This window comes from Pseudoalteromonas sp. SWYJZ19, assembly GCF_015864375.1.
Classification (GTDB): Bacteria; Pseudomonadota; Gammaproteobacteria; order Enterobacterales; family Alteromonadaceae; genus Pseudoalteromonas; species Pseudoalteromonas arctica.
Genome location: NZ_JADYXI010000014.1, coordinates 95,353 through 114,128, shown reverse-complemented (window position 1 = coordinate 114,128; position 18,776 = coordinate 95,353). Strand labels below are relative to the sequence as shown.

At 37.8% G+C, this 18,776-nt stretch carries 13 protein-coding genes and 1 tRNA gene; 6 read left to right on the top strand and 8 right to left on the bottom strand.

The window, feature by feature from the left end; all coding sequences use genetic code 11:
* The first annotated feature begins 65 nt into the window (after window positions 1–65).
* Complete coding sequence (locus I6F45_RS14595) at window positions 66–2,915, top strand: UvrD-helicase domain-containing protein (protein ID WP_197141523.1); 2,850 nt, start codon at window positions 66–68, stop codon at window positions 2,913–2,915.
* A gap of 126 nt (window positions 2,916–3,041) precedes the next feature.
* Window positions 3,042–5,312, top strand: coding sequence for a sensor domain-containing protein (locus I6F45_RS14590; protein ID WP_197119436.1), 2,271 nt, complete (start codon window positions 3,042–3,044; stop codon window positions 5,310–5,312).
* 79 nt (window positions 5,313–5,391) lie between these two features.
* Here I6F45_RS14590 and I6F45_RS14585 read toward each other — a convergent pair whose 3' ends face one another.
* From I6F45_RS14585 to I6F45_RS14575, 3 genes are all read right to left on the bottom strand, one after another.
* Window positions 5,392–5,790 carry a hypothetical protein gene (locus tag I6F45_RS14585; protein WP_024593055.1) on the bottom strand — a complete coding sequence of 133 codons (399 nt, stop codon included), beginning with the start codon at window positions 5,788–5,790 and terminating at the stop codon, window positions 5,392–5,394.
* A gap of 1 nt (window position 5,791) precedes the next feature.
* Window positions 5,792–6,706 (bottom strand): zinc dependent phospholipase C family protein, encoded by a 915-nt coding sequence (locus tag I6F45_RS14580; RefSeq protein ID WP_165728862.1) that lies wholly within the window; start codon window positions 6,704–6,706, stop codon window positions 5,792–5,794.
* A gap of 97 nt (window positions 6,707–6,803) precedes the next feature.
* Window positions 6,804–7,391: a hypothetical protein gene (locus I6F45_RS14575; protein WP_165728861.1), complete on the bottom strand. Its 588-nt coding sequence runs from the start codon at window positions 7,389–7,391 to the stop codon at window positions 6,804–6,806.
* A 260-nt stretch (window positions 7,392–7,651) separates the two neighbouring features.
* Between I6F45_RS14575 and I6F45_RS14570 the strand changes: the two genes are divergently transcribed.
* Both I6F45_RS14570 and I6F45_RS14565 read left to right on the top strand, forming a co-directional pair.
* Entirely contained in the window at window positions 7,652–9,289 is a 1,638-nt protein-coding gene (locus I6F45_RS14570; RefSeq protein ID WP_197160897.1) for a cyanophycinase, read from the top strand.
* Between the two features lie 103 nt (window positions 9,290–9,392).
* On the top strand, window positions 9,393–9,641 hold the full coding sequence (locus I6F45_RS14565; protein WP_007580368.1) for a hypothetical protein: 249 nt from the start codon (window positions 9,393–9,395) through the stop codon (window positions 9,639–9,641).
* Between the two features lie 91 nt (window positions 9,642–9,732).
* On the opposite strand, the gene I6F45_RS14560 is transcribed toward I6F45_RS14565, so the two are convergent.
* The 5 genes from I6F45_RS14560 to I6F45_RS14540 all read right to left on the bottom strand — a co-directional run bounded on the left by I6F45_RS14560 (window position 9,733) and on the right by I6F45_RS14540 (window position 15,497).
* A complete protein-coding gene (locus I6F45_RS14560) occupies window positions 9,733–10,488 on the bottom strand; it encodes a DUF1266 domain-containing protein (RefSeq protein ID WP_024593049.1) in 756 nt (251 codons plus the stop codon).
* Window positions 10,481–12,583 (bottom strand): CDC27 family protein, encoded by a 2,103-nt coding sequence (locus tag I6F45_RS14555; RefSeq protein ID WP_024593048.1) that lies wholly within the window; start codon window positions 12,581–12,583, stop codon window positions 10,481–10,483. The genes I6F45_RS14560 and I6F45_RS14555 overlap by 8 nt, the downstream gene beginning before the upstream one ends.
* 88 nt (window positions 12,584–12,671) lie before the next feature.
* Window positions 12,672–14,330 (bottom strand): Hsp70 family protein, encoded by a 1,659-nt coding sequence (locus tag I6F45_RS14550; RefSeq protein ID WP_197160895.1) that lies wholly within the window; start codon window positions 14,328–14,330, stop codon window positions 12,672–12,674.
* A gap of 355 nt (window positions 14,331–14,685) precedes the next feature.
* Window positions 14,686–14,762 (bottom strand) — tRNA-Pro (locus I6F45_RS14545).
* A 111-nt stretch (window positions 14,763–14,873) separates the two neighbouring features.
* Window positions 14,874–15,497 carry an arylesterase gene (locus tag I6F45_RS14540; protein ID WP_165728852.1) on the bottom strand — a complete coding sequence of 208 codons (624 nt, stop codon included), beginning with the start codon at window positions 15,495–15,497 and terminating at the stop codon, window positions 14,874–14,876.
* On the opposite strand from I6F45_RS14540, the gene I6F45_RS14535 reads away from it, so the two are divergent.
* Together I6F45_RS14535 and I6F45_RS14530 are read left to right on the top strand one after the other, a co-directional pair.
* Window positions 15,498–16,211, top strand: coding sequence for an ABC transporter ATP-binding protein (locus I6F45_RS14535; RefSeq protein ID WP_165728877.1), 714 nt, complete (start codon window positions 15,498–15,500; stop codon window positions 16,209–16,211). It begins immediately after the preceding gene.
* Window positions 16,201–18,702 carry an ABC transporter permease gene (locus I6F45_RS14530; RefSeq protein WP_197160893.1) on the top strand — a complete coding sequence of 834 codons (2,502 nt, stop codon included), beginning with the start codon at window positions 16,201–16,203 and terminating at the stop codon, window positions 18,700–18,702. The genes I6F45_RS14535 and I6F45_RS14530 overlap by 11 nt, the downstream gene beginning before the upstream one ends.
* Window positions 18,703–18,776 lie beyond the last annotated feature (74 nt).

Sequence of the window (18,776 nt, the reverse complement as noted above, 5' to 3'; positions counted from 1 at the left end):
GCGCTAAATGTATTATAAAAGAGTATGTTACAATTAAGGTAAAGCATATCTTCATATTGAGTATTATGGCGCAGTATATTGCTACTCCAAGTTGGCTAGGCCGTTTTTTTACCCGTATTAAACACGTAACTATTGAACAAGAGCGCCTTGTTGTGCATTTTAGACGTGCTCCCGCGCGGACATTTTTAATTAAAGACTTTTATAATTACTCAATACTTAAAAACCGTTTATTTAGCGCCAAAATTAATTTGTGCGACAGTAGCAATACATCAATTAGCTTTTTAAACAAAGCACAAGCGAACACCTTAAATACTGCCCTTAACACGCGGTTTTCAGTCCTGCTTGAGCAAAAGGTAAATAACGCAAAGATTTCGCTCAAGCGTTATGCTTTAGATGAGTTTTTACGTGATAGTTCCATAAAAACACTTAATAATGATGTGTTTTTGCTTACCAAGCAGTACGCTAAAAGTACAAGTGTGTGGCAACAACACTTATCGCAAAGTAGTATTAAATTTTTAAATATACTGAGCACTACACCCAATACTCACGATGCAATTGCACAGTTGCGCCATAAATATGAAAAAAAACAACTAACTCTTAAAAATGACTTTTTTAATCAAGTAGAGTCAAATCCATTAACAACAGAGCAGCGCTTAGCGGTAATACGCGATAACGATAAAAATTTAGTATTAGCGGCAGCAGGCACAGGTAAAACATCTGTGATGGTAGCAAAGTCTTTAGATTTAATAGCATGCAATATTGCCAAGCCTGAGCAAATTTTAGTGCTGGCCTATAATAAAACAGCAGCAAATGAGCTTAAAGAGCGCTTTATTAAACGCGCCACGCATGCAAAATTGCATACCAAAGCACCCACTATTTTAACGTTTCATGCGCTTGGGCTTAAATTACTACAAAGTGCTAAAAAGCCAATCGAGTTGTCAAAATTTGCAACTGACCCAGTTCAATTAAATAGTTGGTTAACTGGGTGGGTAAGTAAAAAAATACAAACCGAGCCACAGTTTTTAAAAGCATTTGTAGATTTACTCCATGAGCCGATTGATATATTTAGCTTTAAAGATAATGCACAGTACGAGCGGTACGTACGCGATAACGAATACCGTAGCCTTGCGGGTCATAAAGTAAAAAGTTATCAGGAAGTGCTTATTTCAAACTGGCTACATTTGAATTGCGTACCGCACAGTTATGAGGTGAATTATCACTTTAGCCAAGGCGCAGAGCTAAGTGGGCAATACCAACCAGACTTTTATATACCTCAATATGATATTTACCTAGAGCACTTTGGCATTGATAGGCAAGGGAATACACGTGCTGATATAGATAAAAAACACTATAATGAGCAAGTTGCATTTAAGCGAAAACTGCATAAACAAAATGGCACCACCTTACTCGAGACCTTTCATTACAACTGGGTAGAAGGAAAGCTAGAGCAAACCCTCGCAAAGCAATTAAAGCAGCATAATGTTGAATTAACACCTTTAAGTAACGACGAAATATTTCATACTTTAAATAACTCAGGGCAGTTACAGCAAGGCATTGATAAGTACATAAAATGTTTACAAGCTATTCGAGTGGAGCAACTAAATAATAAGCAAATAGCACAGCGCATTAAGCAAAGTGGTATTAAAAATTACCAGCAATATGCAAACTTGTTAGTGCAAATTCATGATGCTTATATAAATGAACTAAACGCGCAAAGTGCCATTGATTTTGACGACATGATTATTCAAGCAACAAAGGCGATAGTAAGCGGAGATTTTAATATTGTGTGGAGCCACATTTTAGTTGATGAGTTTCAAGACATATCAAGCGCGCGTATGGCTTTCATAAATGCCATATTAAAACATGGTAACGGAATACGCTTTACTGCTGTTGGTGATGACTGGCAAGCAATTTATCGGTTCTCGGGTGGTAATTTAGCGCTTACTACACGCTTTAATGAATTAGTGGGCAGCCACTCACTTACTATGTTGCAAAAAACATTTAGATATAACAATAGTATTAGTGATGTAGCAGGGCGTTTTGTAATGCAAAACCCTGAGCAATATAAAAAGCAGATCAGCACACATACACAAGTAACCACACCACAAGTTATTTTATTAGACGATTTATACCAAGGTACTAAATCGATAGAAATAAAAGTGCAGCAGAGCATAAGCACTATTCAAAAAAATGATGCATCAGCGAGCATTGCCATACTTAGTCGATATAGATACATGTTAAATAGCGTGCAGCAGCATTTAAAAGATAAAAAGCATACAAACTCTCTTTATTTTTGGACATTGCATAGTGCCAAAGGGCTTGAAGCCGATTACTGTATTATTATTGGTTTTGAACAAGGTAAATTAGGGTTTCCTAGCGATAATCAAAATAATGTGCTGGTGGAGGCGTTATTACCAGAGCAAGATGAATTCACTCACTCAGAGGAAAGGCGTTTGCTTTATGTAGGTATTACGCGCGCTAAACATAAAGCGTATTTAATTGCAGACCCTTATGCATGCTCAGCGTTTGTAAAAGAACTAGTAGATGACAATTATCCCATTCAAATCGCTTCAACGTTGTTTAATAAGTCGCAACTAAAGCAAAGAGAGTGTAGTACGTGCAGCGACGGTTTAATTGTGCCAAAAACGGGTCAATATGGTGATTATTATAGTTGTACTAATACGCAAATTTGCGAAACTAAATTACGAGTGTGTAAAAGCTGTAGTGGCCCATCGATTGATAAAAACACGTACTCACAATGTGTGAATACAGAGTGTAAAACGCAGCACCCAATTTGTGAAAAGTGTGGTCGCGAAATGCGTAAACGCAAATCTAAGCACGGTGAATTTTTAGGGTGCAGCGGTTTCGCTCTTAAAGAAGATAACTGTAAAAACACTCGAAAAATGAATGTTTAACGGCTAACAAGTAGGTTTACACTTGTCTATTTTATAGAACTATGTAAATAGAAATTACATTCATTAGATTGATTTTAACAAGCTATCAATGTCTAATAGAAGAATGAGCTTTAACTGTTGTTTATTATGCATTTTTTCAATAGATTCTTTTTATTAAATGACCATTATTCAGCCCCTGGTCAGGTTGCTAATTGGCGAATAAGTGCACTGCGCATTATTCTATCATTAGTAATGGTGTTATGTTTTGCTGTGGCGTGCCACACGTACACAAGCGCTATTGAATTTAACTTAATTTATATTGTTGTATTAACAAGCAGCTTTCTTGCTACTGCATGTGGTTTACTTATAGCAAGTAAGCGTTTCTATCACTTTAGCGCTCATGCACTTTTAATAGCCATTGTAGCTGCTAGCGTGTCAATGAACTTATTTTTAACAGACCTAGAGCTTGCTAAAGTGGGCTCTATGTATATGTATTCTTGCCCGATAATCGCACTTATGCTACTTGGTTATAGAACAGCCCTTGCTTATGGCGTATTAAATATTGCGCCGTTTTATATGATCATCAATAACGTTGATGTCTCGGGTTTAACCGGCATAGCTCAACAACTTCCCGACGCGGACTTATACATTACAGGGCTTATATTTTTATTTTTTAACATATGTATTCCCCTTGCTGTAGCACGCACAATTGTGGCTGCTAAGCGTTTAAACAAAACAATGATAAGCGCTAATACACACCTTAAAGACAAAAATGAGCTTTATCGAAGCTTATTCACCGAATCAAATAAAGCCAAAATTATTGTTGACGAAAACCTTGTCATTACTGATTTTAATCAACATGCTATTGATATGTTTGGTATAAAAAAAGAATTAAAAGAAGAATGCGTTAACCTCTCTCATTTATTTCCTACTTTATCTTTTGACGATCCAAATGCGCAAAATAAAATTGTGAAGTACAAAAAAAGCTATTTTAAAGCCAGTTATCAGCAAATAACAATGAGCACAAACTACCGTGTATACGACTTTTACGATTGCACGCAAGAGCAGCTCATTAAACAAAATTTATCGATGATGGAACAAGAAAACAAACGATTACGCTTTAGAGACTCGCGAACAAGGCTACCTAATAGAGAATGGTTTGAACTGCAATGCGATAGGCTAACAAGTAAGTACCAAAAAGGTTTTTATATTGTTGTTGCGCAAAGTGCAAATAGTGAATACTTAAATTTAAAGCTCACTAAAGCCGACTCTCAAGCCTTACTGATTAACGCATACAAGCGTTTAAAAGCGATGCCAGATGAGCCGCTGTTGTGTGCTCATATAGGAGTCGGAAAGCTCGCTTTTATAATTGTGGCAAACTCGCAAAACGAGCTTGAAGATAAGCTATTAATACAAATAAAAAATACATTAGATAAAAAATATAATGTGTTTGGTACTAAGTGTCAGCAATCATTTTTATTTGGTTTTGCAAAGTATCCTGATCATGGAAAAAACAGCGCAACAGTACTTAGCAATGCATGCGAAGCACTTAAACTAGCAAATTGTAATATGGCCCTTAGTGGTTATAACAAAAAACAATCACAAGCTTTTATCGAAAAATACGAAATTTCAATGTTATTAGATGAAGCGCTTCAGCAGGGCGATTTGTCGGTGCACTATCAACCTAAAGTAGATGCAACGGGTCAATGTATAGGGCTTGAAGCCTTAGCGCGTTGGAACAGTCCAATACTGGGTAATGTGTCGCCAGTGGTATTTATTCCTATTGCCGAAGAATACAGAATGGTTAGTCGGCTAACCGACCTGATTATTCAAAAGGTGTGCGCTCAAATTGCCGATTGGACTAAAGCGGGTTTACCGAGTGTGCCGGTGGCAATAAATATATCTCTAATTGATTTTAGCCAAACCGATTTTATGTCAAAACTAGTTAAATACCTTGCCGACTTTAACGTAAAGCCGCCTCAAATAGAGTTAGAACTGACTGAAACTTCCCTTGAGGCTAACCAAGCCCATTCGTTAAAGCTTATGCAAACACTGCAATCGTGGGGTTTTACTATTTCGGTCGATGATTTTGGGGTGGGATATTCTAATATTGCACGCCTTGCCGACTACCCAATTAACAAACTCAAGTTAGATCGCTCATTAATAAGCCAAGTAACGAGCTCAAAGCGTCAAAAAAGTTTAGTTAAGGCAGTACATGCTATGTGTAAAGAGCTTGATATTAAGTGTGTAGCTGAGGGGGTAGAAACCCAAGAACAAGTAGCAATAATGGCGCAAATGGGGTGTAAAGAATTTCAGGGCTATTACTTTGCTAAACCAATGCCAGCCGAAAGATTTGCAGAACATGTTAGCCGCCATGGCTTAGTGTTTAACCCTGAAGAAGTGACAGCTCAACTTTAAATGTATTTAGTGGCCACTATATAGAACATGCTCACCTAAGAGCTATGCATGCTCTATAAAGCTAGCTTGGTTTTATTACCTAATTACAGAGTTGTTGGGCGTTTATAGTTATTTTGCACTGTTGCACAGCTCCCGATTTCCAATGCTGTATGTCTGATTGCGCAGTACAGCCTGCATCTTCAATTAAAGCAGTGTCAGCATCACATAAAAGTAATACGGCGTTATCATCTTGTACATCCACAATAAACGTGTACTCGTTAAAGGGCGTAAGTTTGCTTAAATCGTTATTAACGGCAGCTTTTAATAACTCATCAGTGGATGAATAGGGTGTTTCACTAAACTTTAAAGTGCCGTCTACAGCGGTAGCAATATCTTTTAATTGCGAGGCTAAATCGGCCATTATTTCTGGATTGTTATTTTTTGAAGTGTAACAACCGCTAAGTAATACAATTAAGCTTATGCAGAGTAAGTGTTTCATGCTATTTGCTCCATACCGTCATTGTGTTGTGCTCATCGTAGCCTGTGTCTAGGTTCCAGTTTTTAATTTCACTGTAATCAGTATCTAAAAATACGGCATTGGCAATAATGGTTATATAGTGCTGAATGTTACTAACGGCAAAGTCAAAAATATCGTTGTAATGCATTGGCTCGTGCGGTGTTTTTAGCTGTTCAATAAAAGTGGAGTCTACTTCGTTTGGGCGAGGATAAAACAAACCTAAATCAGCAGCAACATGGCGTGCACAGGCAAATAACCGATAGCTTTCTTCAGCATTATTTACTACAAACTGAAAACCGTTATGCCATGTATTAAAGTTAGGCGTGTGTTGTGCGGCGTAGTGTGGGTGAACTGTTAATAAAGCATGTTGCCAAATTTGTGCAATATCGGTATCAAAATTATCGTCTTTGTTAGTACAAGACCCAATATTTTGTTGTACGCGATCAGCGTAGCCTAACTCACCTAAATTTAAACGTTGCCAAATAAACGCATCTTGGTTCATTTCACAGGTACGGTGCGCAGTTTGGTTTTGCTCATATGGGCCAACTTTTAATTCAACAACTGGATGCACCGTTATATCTGCAGCAACATGGGCCATATAACCGCATAACCAAGCAAAGCACTTTTCAAATGCTTCATCTTCAAGTGTTTTACAGTATTCAATCATGGCTTTAAGTAAATCACCCGTGCGCTCGTAATGCATTAAATCGGCCCATGCATTTTGGCTAGGCTGCGCTACAGCTAAATAAGGGTAATCGGGGGCTACACAACCTAGTTCAAGGTATGCTTGACGTTTGCTTAAAATAAGTTTTGCCTTTTTAGGCATATCCATTTTAGTGAGTGACTTGGTTTGCGTTGCAATATTAACCGCAGTAATGTGCGCAAAAGCACCTGGCATTGTCATATCCCTATGATTTATAAATAGGGGTACAGATTAACATTGAGACAGCGTTAAATAAAGTTAACTAAATGCAAGTATAGGGTGGTTAAGGCTATTAAATTAATTGTTCAACTAATTGGCCGTTTTCGTATAATTTAGCAAATTGACGTTTGTGCTCTTCAAAAAGATAAGCTCTTAGTTGCTCTTGCCCGCTATGAATTTGAGTTATTTTTGCTGCAATCCCTAAGCTACTTTGCCTAACGGGTACTATATCCATTGATATACTTTCTTTGTTAGGCAAGTTAAAGCTCATGTGCTGTAATTTGTTTAAGCTTTTTCCATTTTTCAATGGTTTTAAAAATATGCCCGTACTGGAAATTGATTCAATATTAAAACCTTGGCTTTTAATATTTAGCTCACTCCAACGCCAACTTCGCTGAGTGCCCTTTGTATCAATTACCTCTGGTGCGCTCAAAGTGGGGTTAATTACACCTAACTCATCAATTTTTAATTGCAGGGGAAACCAAAGTTGGTAATTAGCAACTTCAGCAAGCAAAGTTAAATTTGCATGGGTAAAAAGGTGAGCAATACTCGCGGGTACAGAGCTTTTCATTGTAAGCATATGATTACGGGGAGAGCGCTGCTTTGTATTTGGTTTGAATAACTCAGCTAAAAAATTTACCTCTTCATTAGAAAAGTCCATATTCCACCTCAGTTACTAAAACAATGCACCACCGTAATTTAAACAATGGATTTGATCAATAAATGCTCGGTTTAAATTTGTTTAGTCAATATTTGCGAGAGTAGCTGGCAAACTAAACAATGTATTTAAATGCAGTGCTTAACCCTATCGCTTTTCAGAGACTTGAATTATTTAACATTTATAAAAATATATTTAGGCTCAAGTGGCTAGCTGTTAAACTGCAACACATTAGTTTTATAATTTATATTAGAGTTTACATTATGATATGTGCGTTTTTACGTAATCAACAGCCTAAATTACGAGTTATGTTAGTGGCGTTACTGGGTGCTGGTTTTTCAATAAATGCAGTGGCTCAAGAGCAAAACCAAACTTTAATTTTAGTGGGCTCAGAGCTTGCAACTTGTACTAGCGCAAAGCTTAATAACTGCGAAAAAGAGACTGTTGTTGAAGGTAAATTACATAATCTATATAGGGTTAATAACTCTCAAATAAAAAACATCACACAGCACTGGCCTAATAATAACGTTGAGGCAAAAACGGCTGTATTAAAAACACTTAAAACCTTGCTAGGTAAATCGTCAAATAGCGTATCTAAAACAGATTTATTATGGCTATGGCGCGATATAAATAACCAGCAATTAGAAAGCCTGACTCAGCAAGAATACAACTTTGTATTTGATATGCTAGAAGTGCCGCTACTTGATAAAAACGGTGAGCGCTTAAAAGAGCAAGTAAATACCGATTTTAATATTGAGGTCGCGACTAATAGTATTTTACAATTTGTGTCGGGCAGTTTAAAAGTTAATAACGCAAAACCCACCATGCTTGCTATTACGGCATCGAGCCGCGACCCTTATGAGTCGGCAGATGTAGCGCAGAGTCTTTTAGCACAATCAAATATAAGCACTCAATGGTTAGCACTAACGCCAGCACTTGCTAAAGCGATTACGAGTAACTCGTGCGATGAATTACCCGCTCTCAGAAATACATTAATGAATGTGTATAACCGGGAAGCAATTTATCCAGAGTACACAAAGGCCGAATACGCTTTATGCAAAAGTGGCACTAATGCACTTGTATCACTTATTAAAAATAGTACCGGTGTGATGTTTAATAGCGGTAATGCAGCATTAACTCACAAGGTATTATTTGATCAAAACAATAATCCATACCCGTGGACGCAAGCATTGCAAACTCGCCCAGTAATTGTAGGTGAAGGCGCGGGCGCAGCAATCCAAAGTAAAGTGACGGGTATGCTTACAAATACGACAAGCCTTGAGGCACTTCGTAAAGGTGAAAATAACACTAATGCTGGTGGACTTGGCAGCTTTAATTTTGGTGTTATAGATACTCAATTTAGCGAACAAAACCGCACGTTTAGACTCGCAGCTACGCTAAATAATAGCGAAGCGAGTAATACTAAAACACAAATGCAGCATGGCTTTGGTATTGATGAAAATACAGCTTTGGTTGTTATTAAATCGCCAGAAGGTAGTTTAATAACCGTAATAGGCAAAAGTGGTGTAGTGCATTTAGCTAACCAAGGTAAAGCACCACCTGAGAGTAAGAGCTATAGCTACTCGTATTGGCCTACAAGCAGTGTAATTGAAATTACCAATAACACGTTTACTCTAAGCAAGCGCACAATAGATGAGGCGTTACCCGCTATAAAAATACCTCTACTGCCAGTGCAGCGTTTTGGCTCAATTTTAACAAATTCAAAACTGCGATCACTTACTCAAGCGATGTGCCTAAGCCAAGAGCAAAGTGCGGTAGCCCAACAAGATGAGTTTATAATTAGCCTTACTGCAACGAGTGACACGCAGTATCATCGCGTTAATGCAAAAGAGTTTGGTTGTGCGCTAAGCAATTTAGAGTTAGCTATAAAGTCGATTTAGTTACTAACCTGAGCCAAGGGTTTAAGTTTTTGGCTCTTCTCTATAAAATAGCCACCATAATGATTTAAAAGCCTAGCCAAGGCCTTACTAAAAGAGTTTTAAAATGAATAATGAAAATGACGTAATTGATACTTTAGCCGAACTAGAAAGCTTTTTAATAGATGTCGAAAACGGTGGTTTTGGACTTAAAGGTGTTGCCGGTGTTGGTATGGCTACTAATAACAAAGATGGCAGCCGTTTTGTTGCTGTGTTTGACGATAATCAAAAGCTACTTTTAGCACGCATGATTACAGAAGACGTATTCCAAACAGGCCAAGACATGGTACGTAATGGTGTAGGACGCAAGCACTAATACTGATACTAACTAGACTGAATAACTCTGCTGCAAAAGGAGTTATTCAATCTGTATTTATAAAATCAAAATATTGTAGTTTCAATTGGGATCAAAAGTCTATTTTCCAATCTAATTGGCACCATGGGTGCTCGTCATCAGCTAATATACTTTGCAATGTAGCAGCCGTATCATTTATTTTTTCAAATAAATCATGACTAAAATTAAAATCAGGGTTTGGCTCGCTGTACATTTCTTGAGTTTTAATTTTCTGCCATATACATCGACCAACCACATAACTAGTTGCATATTCTTGCCAGCTAACAAATAAGGTCTGTGCCAGTTTTCCAATATGCTTGAGGTAACACCATGCTTCTTCTTCAGTTAAAAAATTAATGGTAACACCACAACGACACAAAAAAGCATAGCGACCAATATCAAAAGCTCTAATACCACAACGAGCCAGTGAGATTTTATGTATTCCTGCCCAGTCAGACATAATACCTATAGGCGTATTTTGATAGGCGGTAAATTTATCTTCAATGTTGTATGTTGCTAATAAATCATTTCTGGTGAGTTCAGCCATGCAGCTCATAAAAACTTGGCTATTTGACGTGTTATAAAAAACATTTAAAGTTTCAATCAATTCTTCTTTTGTTGTAACGCCATAACCATTATCTAAAATACTTAAATTTCCTTTAGCAATAGCCTCGTCAGTATAGTTTTTATTATGATGTTTTAGGACATCCAATGAATAGCCATTTTGCATTGAAAGGTGCCCTGAGAGGCTAATAAGCCATAATTTTTGCTCTGAGCTTAAGTCCGTATCATCCTTAATTACACAAGGTACTTCACTTTGATTATGCATCTACAATCTCCTTTGTTGTTTGTAGTTTTAAGCATATATCGTTGTAATTAGCATGCATTGGTTGCCCAAGTTCAACGAGCTTTTCACAACACTCCACTGCAAATTCAAGTGAGTATATCCCAAGCCTCTGATCACCATATTTATCTGCAGCTAATAGTAATACGGGTATTGCTTCATTATATTGCTCTAACGCCGCTAGCGATCGGCCTTTGTAATAGTAAGCTTGTGGTAAATTAGAAAACTCGCTAATTGCAATGTTTACAAGCTTAATACAGGTATCAAAATCATCTATATCAAAAGCTAAGTGAATAAACTTTAAGCTCCAACTTGGTTGGTGTGTGATTTTTGGCATAGCTTGTTTAATCGCATAAATAGCGGCTTGTTTTACTTGCTTCTTAACAGCTTCGTTTTCGATATTTACTAATTTAGCCATTAACGCATGTAGCATTGCCCAAGCATATTGCTGTTTATACTCTAAATCTGGATATAGGGCGTAACCCATTGGTTTAGTGGGTTTTCCATCATGGTCAGTCGCTGGGAGATCTAATGTTTTGAGTTCTAATTGTGAGTATATATTCTCTTGTACAGAACCTAGTACACGAGGGGTTTTGTAAAACTTATTAGGAGATGGCTGTATTTTTTTAGCTATAGTTTCCATTATCAAATTAAAATCAATTGAGTCTGGGCAGTAGATAAATAAATCAACGAGTAGTGGCCAAGGATCTACCAGCTTTTGTAAATGAAGATTCATAAAGGCGATAAAAACGTCAAATGCTTCATCTAAGCGTTCTAGCTTAGCAAGGCATAAAGCTTGCAAATAATTACAATTAGCGTCAAAAACCAAAGAGTATGTTTGAGTCGTTATTAACGCATCTTGATAGCGACCATTTTCAAATTGCAACGTCGCTATTTTAAGCGCGTTACTTTCCTCATTTTTTTTAAGATCTTTTATGTAGTGTCGACGAGCGATAATCAAAGCAGAGCGAAGGTCTATTTCCTCAGGACGAATATAAAAATAAGAGTTTAAAAATATATAAGCTTTTTCATAATCTTTAAGGTGCAAATAACACAGACCAATCTCTTTAGTCATCTTCATCGCATAAAAACTTTTTATAAGTTCTCGCTGCGCAAGATAAATAGTGAGTGCAATATCATAGTTTTCAAGCTTAAATTCTGCGTGTGCTTGTAAATCTCGCAGGTGTTCTATGCTTGCATCGGTAGGTGGCGGTAACGAGCCAACTAACTTACTGATTTCTGTGTATGCATCCAATGTCCATAAATAGTTAGCCACATAAAGATAAAGTGACTCGTCATTATAAAATACCAAATTGACTCGCTGCATTAATATCATTAGCTGCTTTGCTGTCAGCTTAGAATATATACATTGTTCTTCTATTAAGTTACGTAACTGAAGATGCTGATGCAGTTGTTCAAAGCTAATATCCTCATCAATATTTGATGGTGATTCTATACGCAGTGGTAGGCTCTGAATATAATGGTGCAGTGCAATAGCAAGTTCACGGTAGTGATTATTTTTACTAGTGACGAGTTCGCTAGAGATTTTTATACTCTCATCTAAAAACTTAAATACCGTGGCAGATAAAAAGTAATGCTCTGACAAGAAATCAATTAAAGTGAATAAGACTTGCTGACTTTGATCAACATCCCAAAATAATGGGGCTGAAAATAATAACTTCCATTGTTCAACATCGCTACGAGATGACACATTACAATATAATTCATTGAGCGCTATTTGCAGCTCTGCAATAGAGCGAACACAATTGAGTTCAATTGGTTGAGGCTTAACAATTTCAACTTCTGTAGATGCAGAGGAGGGCGCTTCTTCATCAAAAAATGACTCGTTAGTAACCCCTTGTTTTTCGTACTCGTCTTCAAATACTTGATTGGGTGCTTTGTCTTCATTTTGAGTAGGTTGTTTAGCCTCTTTAATGGCTAACTCGTATGCTTTGCGTAAATCTTTAAATTCTTGAGGGAACTCAGCTGGCGATGTTTTTTTTAGCAGCTCTGTATAAGCGAGTTTAATAAGGCGTTTATCTGTTGTGGCTTCAATGCCTAATATTTTCCAATGGTTCATTACTTCACTCTTTATTTAATGCATGTAATTTTTTAACTGAAACTATTTTTTATTAGTTAACTTTAATAACTAACTTTAATAGCTAATTTTAATAACTAAGATAGCGCTTTATATTTTCGATCATACGTTCTATTTTGTGGTTATCGTGTGTTTCCAATACTTCCATAAATTGGCCAATCGCCTCGCCAATTTCACGCCTTTTATCTCCTAGGTTTTCTTGAAACAAGCGCTCTAATTTTGCTTTAAATGCAGTATTTACCAGTTTATCTTTAGGCAAAACCTTAAGTGCGTTAAGTCGTGCAAAACGTTCACGCAATTCACTTTCGCTCAGGCTTTCTTCATTTTCACCTACATAAGTACGGTATTTTTTGCCACTTGCAACATTAGTCACTTCAACCTCAAGTACACCATTCAGGTCGTAGGTATAAGTTAAATATAACTCTTGTACTATATTTAACTGCTCAAGCTCTATTTCTAAATCACCTAAAAAAACATTATCTTTAGGGAGGTAATGTTCACCTTGGTAAATTTTAATTAGGACTTTTTCTTGTTCTGGGTGAGCTGAATAAACAGAACGAGTTTCGCTTACGGGAATAGTTGCGTTACGCTCTATAATAGGTAAAAACTCAGACTGACCATGTTTATTATTTACCTCAACTCCTAAAGTGAATGGGCAAACATCAATCATTATTACATCTTTTAATTCTTTATCACGTGCGCTCATACCTGCCTGAATTGCAGCACCGGTGGCAATAGCATGGTCAGGGTTATATTGGGTTTGTGGTATACGTGAAAATACACGACTAATTTGCTGCTGAAAAATAGGCATACGTGTAGCGCCACCAACAAGAATAAGCCCATCAACGTCTTCAAGTGTTAAATCGGCGTCAGACATAGCACGGTTAATAGGAAACTTAATACGTTCTATTAACTCGCTACACAATGTACGGTAATCTTCGAGCGTGAGAGTATATGGGTATGTTTTTTCTTTATATTCAAAGTTAAAACTCGCTACTGGCTCGTTAGTTAATTGGCACTTTAAGCGCTCACACAAAGACCAAATATTACGATTTTCACTATCTGAGAAAAAACCTCTGTATAAATCATTTTTCTTATAAAGGTCTTCTTCAATTACGTTAGTAAAGTCGTTACCGCCTAGGTAGTTATCACCTGCTGAGGCGTGTATTTCAAAAATATCGTTAAACACCTCAATAACCGACACATCAAATGTACCGCCACCAAGGTCCAGTACTAAGTAAGTTTGCTCACAGTCTTTATTATCGAGCCCATAAGCGAGTGCTGCGGCGGTGGGTTCGTTAAGTAATCGCTCAACTTTTAAACCTGCAAGCAAAGCGGCTTGTTGCGTTGCTTGGCGTTGTTTATTATTAAAATAGGCAGGTACCGAAATAACAGCCTCAGTGATTGGCTCTTGCAAATAATGTTCGGCTTGCTCTTTTAGGCTTTTTAATAAAATGGCAGATAATTCCGTTGCGCTATAATTTTGTTCGCCCAATGAAAAGGTTTTATCAGTGCCCATAAAACGTTTAAATTCTGAAATGGTATGTGCAGGGTGTGTTGCTAATCGATCCCTAGCGGCTTGGCCTACAAGAATATAATTGTCTTCCGACAAGCCAACAATTGAAGGGACGAGCACATTGCCCTCCATATCTGGAATTAGCTTAACGGCGTTATCTTGCCAAATTCCAACTACGCTATGAGTTGTACCGAGATCTATCCCTATCTTCATTTTATTTCCCTTACAGAATGACTTAAATCATCGCTATGCTAAGTTACTTAATACAGAACCTTAAATTCAACTTAGTTTCGCACCGATATCATTGTACAGTTTAATTAAAAACCTATTATTAATATTTGATTGAAAATTATACGCTTAACTTTATTTTATTAAAATAGATAACGTTTTTGGTGAGAGTAAGAGGTCTTTAAAACAAGACACAGTGGTGCAGTGTAAACAGGTTGGTATTAAGATTAATAATAAAAAAATATGAAGTAGATATACAGTATTATCGAATTGCTGGAAGTAAAGTTTACTGATGGTTAGGTTTTGATTAACGAGGGTTGTTGTTTAAAAAGGAGTTAATTGGTCGGTATGGAGAGATTCGAACTCTCGACCCCTGCCACCCCATGACAGTGCGCTACCAAGCTGCGCCACATACCGACTTTGTATGCAATAGTACGTGTATTTTTTTAAAAATCAATAAGCGATTGTTTGTTTGGATGTTTATTACGCAAGAGGCATAAAATAGCTCTCTTGCAGTGTATTAATTGGCTAGTCTTTATTTAACCACTTTTTGATCGAGTCATACATCTCATCTCGTATTAATGGCTGGGCTTTTTTGTTAGGGTGTAAACTATCGTTTTGCATTAGATCAGATTGGCTGGCAATATCTAGCATAAAAAAGTTCATTAAATGCGCATTTGTTTCTTCGCTAACGTCTGTAAAAGTGTCTGTAAACATTTTGCTATAACGCGGACCGTAATTAGGGGGAATGTAAATCTCCATTAAGGCGGTCATCGCATTAGCTGCTTGGCTTTTTTGAATAAGAGACGTTAAGTTAGCTTGCATTTTTTTAACTGGAAAACCACGTAAACCGTCGTTAGCACCTAGCTCAATAAGTACATGAGTGGGTTCGTATTGCTCAAGCAATGCATCTAAACGACGTAGGGCGCCTCCAGATGTTTCGCCACTAATACTGGCGTTGATAAGTTCTATGTCGGTTTGTTCGTCATCGTATTTATCTTGTAACAATTTTACCCAGCCTTCTTCTTGTTGAAGTCCGTAGGCTGCACTTAAACTGTCACCGAGTATTAAAATCGTGTTGTTGGCTGCTGCACTCAGCGGTTTGATAACTAAAAATAAAATGAATACTAAACGTAGGATTGAATGAGTCATATGTCAGCGCTTTCTCAATTAAATATAATACAAGTTAATGGTTTGTCTAAAGTAGTCTCTACCTTTGAAGGTGAGCTGCCCATCCTCAGCGACATCAGCTTTAATGTCAAGCATGGCGAGTCTGTTGCTATTGTTGGCACGTCGGGCTCTGGTAAATCTACGTTACTCAGTTTATTAGCAGGGCTGGACACTGCAAGCAGCGGCGAAATATTTTTAGATGGCGAGCCATTACACAATTTAGATGAAGAAGAACGTGCTGCACTGCGCGCGGCTAAAATTGGATTTGTGTTTCAATCGTTTATGTTAGTACAGAGCTTAACTGCACTTGAAAACGTTATGCTACCAGCAGAACTTGCTGGCGAAAGTGATGCGAAAGAGCAAGCAATAGCTCTACTTGAAAAAGTAGGCTTGAGCCATCGAATTGATCATTACCCGTCGCAGCTATCTGGCGGTGAGCAACAACGTGTTGCTATAGCGCGTGCTTTTATTGGTACACCTAAAATACTGTTTGCTGATGAGCCTTCGGCTAACTTAGACAGCAAAAACGGTAAAATGATTGAATCCTTATTATTTGATTTAAATACTCAACATGGCACTACGCTTATTTTAGTTACTCACGATGAAGGGCTTGCACAAAAATGTGAGCATATTATTCAAATAGAAGCGGGTTTACTGGTAAAAAGCGAAGTAGAGGACGTTGCCGATGTGGGTTAAGTTAGCGCTTAAGTTATTTTCGCGAGAATTTCGCCGTGGTGAGTTAACCGTTATAAGCGCGGCTATCGCACTTGCTGTTTTAACCGTACTTACACTGTCGATGGTTACTGAGCGAATAGGGCAAAGTATTGCACAAAAAAGCAGTGCTTTTATTGCTGCAGATCGCGTTCTAGCCAGTGATCATGTGCTCGACACTGCTTTTATTACTAAAGCACAGAGCCAAAATTTAAAAACGGCGCAAATGGTGTACTTCGACACTATGTTGTTTGCCGATGATGAAATGCAGTTTAGCTCAGTAAAAGCGGCATCTAATGCGTACCCGTTAAAAGGGCAGTTAAAAGTTAAAGATACCTTAACAGGTGAAACTAAGGTTGCTAATAGCGGTCCAGCGCCTGGTAATGTGTGGCTAAGTGAGTCAGTATTTTACAGTTTAAACATTGATATAGGTGCGCAAGTAGAACTTGGCGCTGCATTATTTAATGTTTCAAAAGTTATTGTAGAAGAGCCCGATGCGCCATTTAATGTATTTTCAAGCAGCCGTCGTGTGCTTATTAATATTGACGATGTGGCAAAAACCGAAGTTGTGCAACCGGGTAGTCGTGTTTATTACCGCCAACTTTATGCCGGTAGTGAGGCTGACATAAATAGCTTTTACGAGTGGCTCAAACCACAAATGAAAGAAAACCAACAATGGTACGGCGTTAAAGACCGTCAATCACCTATTTCAAATAGTTTAAACCGCGCAGAGAGCTTTTTATTGCTCGCTGGCTTATTGGGTATTATTTTAGCCGCAGTGGCTATAGCCGTTTCAGCAAAACGTTATTGTGAACGCCAATACGATCCAGTAGCGATGATGAAAACGCTAGGCGGTAGCCGTTCAATGATCCGCAAAATATACATGCTCCATTTATTGCTTGTATGTGCAATGGCGGTAAGCATTGGGCTTTTAATTGGTTATGGCTTGCAAGAAACAGCAACAAGTTACTTATCAAAAAGTATGGGCACAGAGCTACCTTTAGGTGGCTTTAAACCGTGGCTGGTGGCTATTAGCACTGGCGTAATTTGTGCTGTTATGTTTTCTATTAAACCGTTATTTGATTTATTTGATATTCCACCGCTTAGAGTGCTGCGCCGTAACTTAGGTGACAAGTTGGCAGTAAGTCGTGTGCATTTAGGCATGAGTGCGCTAACTGTGTTTTTATTAATGTGGTTATTTAGTAACAACATAAAAATAACGCTTATTTTGTTTGCCTCAACGCTTGCGCTAATTGGTGTGTTGTTTTTGATATCTAAATTAATATTTGGTGGCGGTCGAAAATTAGGGCTTAAGCCAGGTAACAGTTGGTCGCTTGCAATTGCATCTATTCAAAAGCGTGCAAATGTGAACGCGGTACAGTTAATTAGTTTTTCGTTAGCGATTAAATTACTGCTGTTTTTAGTGGTACTTAAAAACGACATGATATCTGATTGGCAGTCGCAACTTCCAAGCGACGCGCCTAATGCGTTTTTAGTTAATATTACGCAAAATGAGCTTGAGCCAATTAATGAATATTTAGCTCAAAAAGATATTCAAGTATCAGAGTTTTATCCCACTATTCGTGGGCGCGTAAATGCGGTGAATGGCGAGTTGGTAGCACGTTCAGTATCGCTGCAAGACAACGAGAAAAAAGACGAAGAAGCACGTGCAGGTATTGGCCGCGAGCTAAATCTTACATGGCTTAAAGATGTGCCTGACCAAAATGAAGTAACACAAGGCACGTGGTTTGGTGAAAATGCGATGGCTGAAGCCTCAGTAGAGGAGTCGATGCTTGAGCGTTTAGATGTTGAGATAGGCGATACGCTAACATTTTTAATTGGTTCGCAGTCGTTCGATGCTAAAATCACCAGTGTGCGCAAAGTTAATTGGGCCACGCTTAAACCTAACTTTTTTATTATTTTAAGCCCAGATGTACTTGCAGATTTTCCGGCAACGTATATTTCGTCGGTACGTATAAACCCAGATCAAAAGCGTGACTTTAGCCAGTTATTGCGTACTTACCCTACTATTACAGCGATTGATATTGATAACTTTGTTAAGCAAATACAAACAACTATTTCGCAAGTATCACTCGCCATTGGCTTTGTACTTGCAATTGTTGTGCTGTGTGGCGCGCTTGTACTTATATCGCAAGTGCAAGCTAGTTTAGGTGAGCGTATGCAAGAAATTGTAATACTGCGAACACTTGGCGCTAAAAGCCGATTAATTAAAAACGCGACCTTGTACGAGTTTTTATTACTCGGCGGTTTAGCTGGCTTAGTTGCTGCATTTTTTAGTGATATAGCGCTTTTAATTGTGCAGCAACAAATGTTTGATTTAGCAGGTAAGTTACATCCGCATATATGGATTATTGGTCCGGTAGCTGGCGGTGTATTTGTGGCTGGTTTAGGCTATTTAATGATTGCCCGAACACTTAAACAAAATACCCAAGGATTAGTGCGTGCCCTAGGGTAAGCTTAAACTAACATGCTCCTTCAAATGCCCACCTAACACGTGGGCATTTTTGTTTTTCTTTGTACTGGTAATTT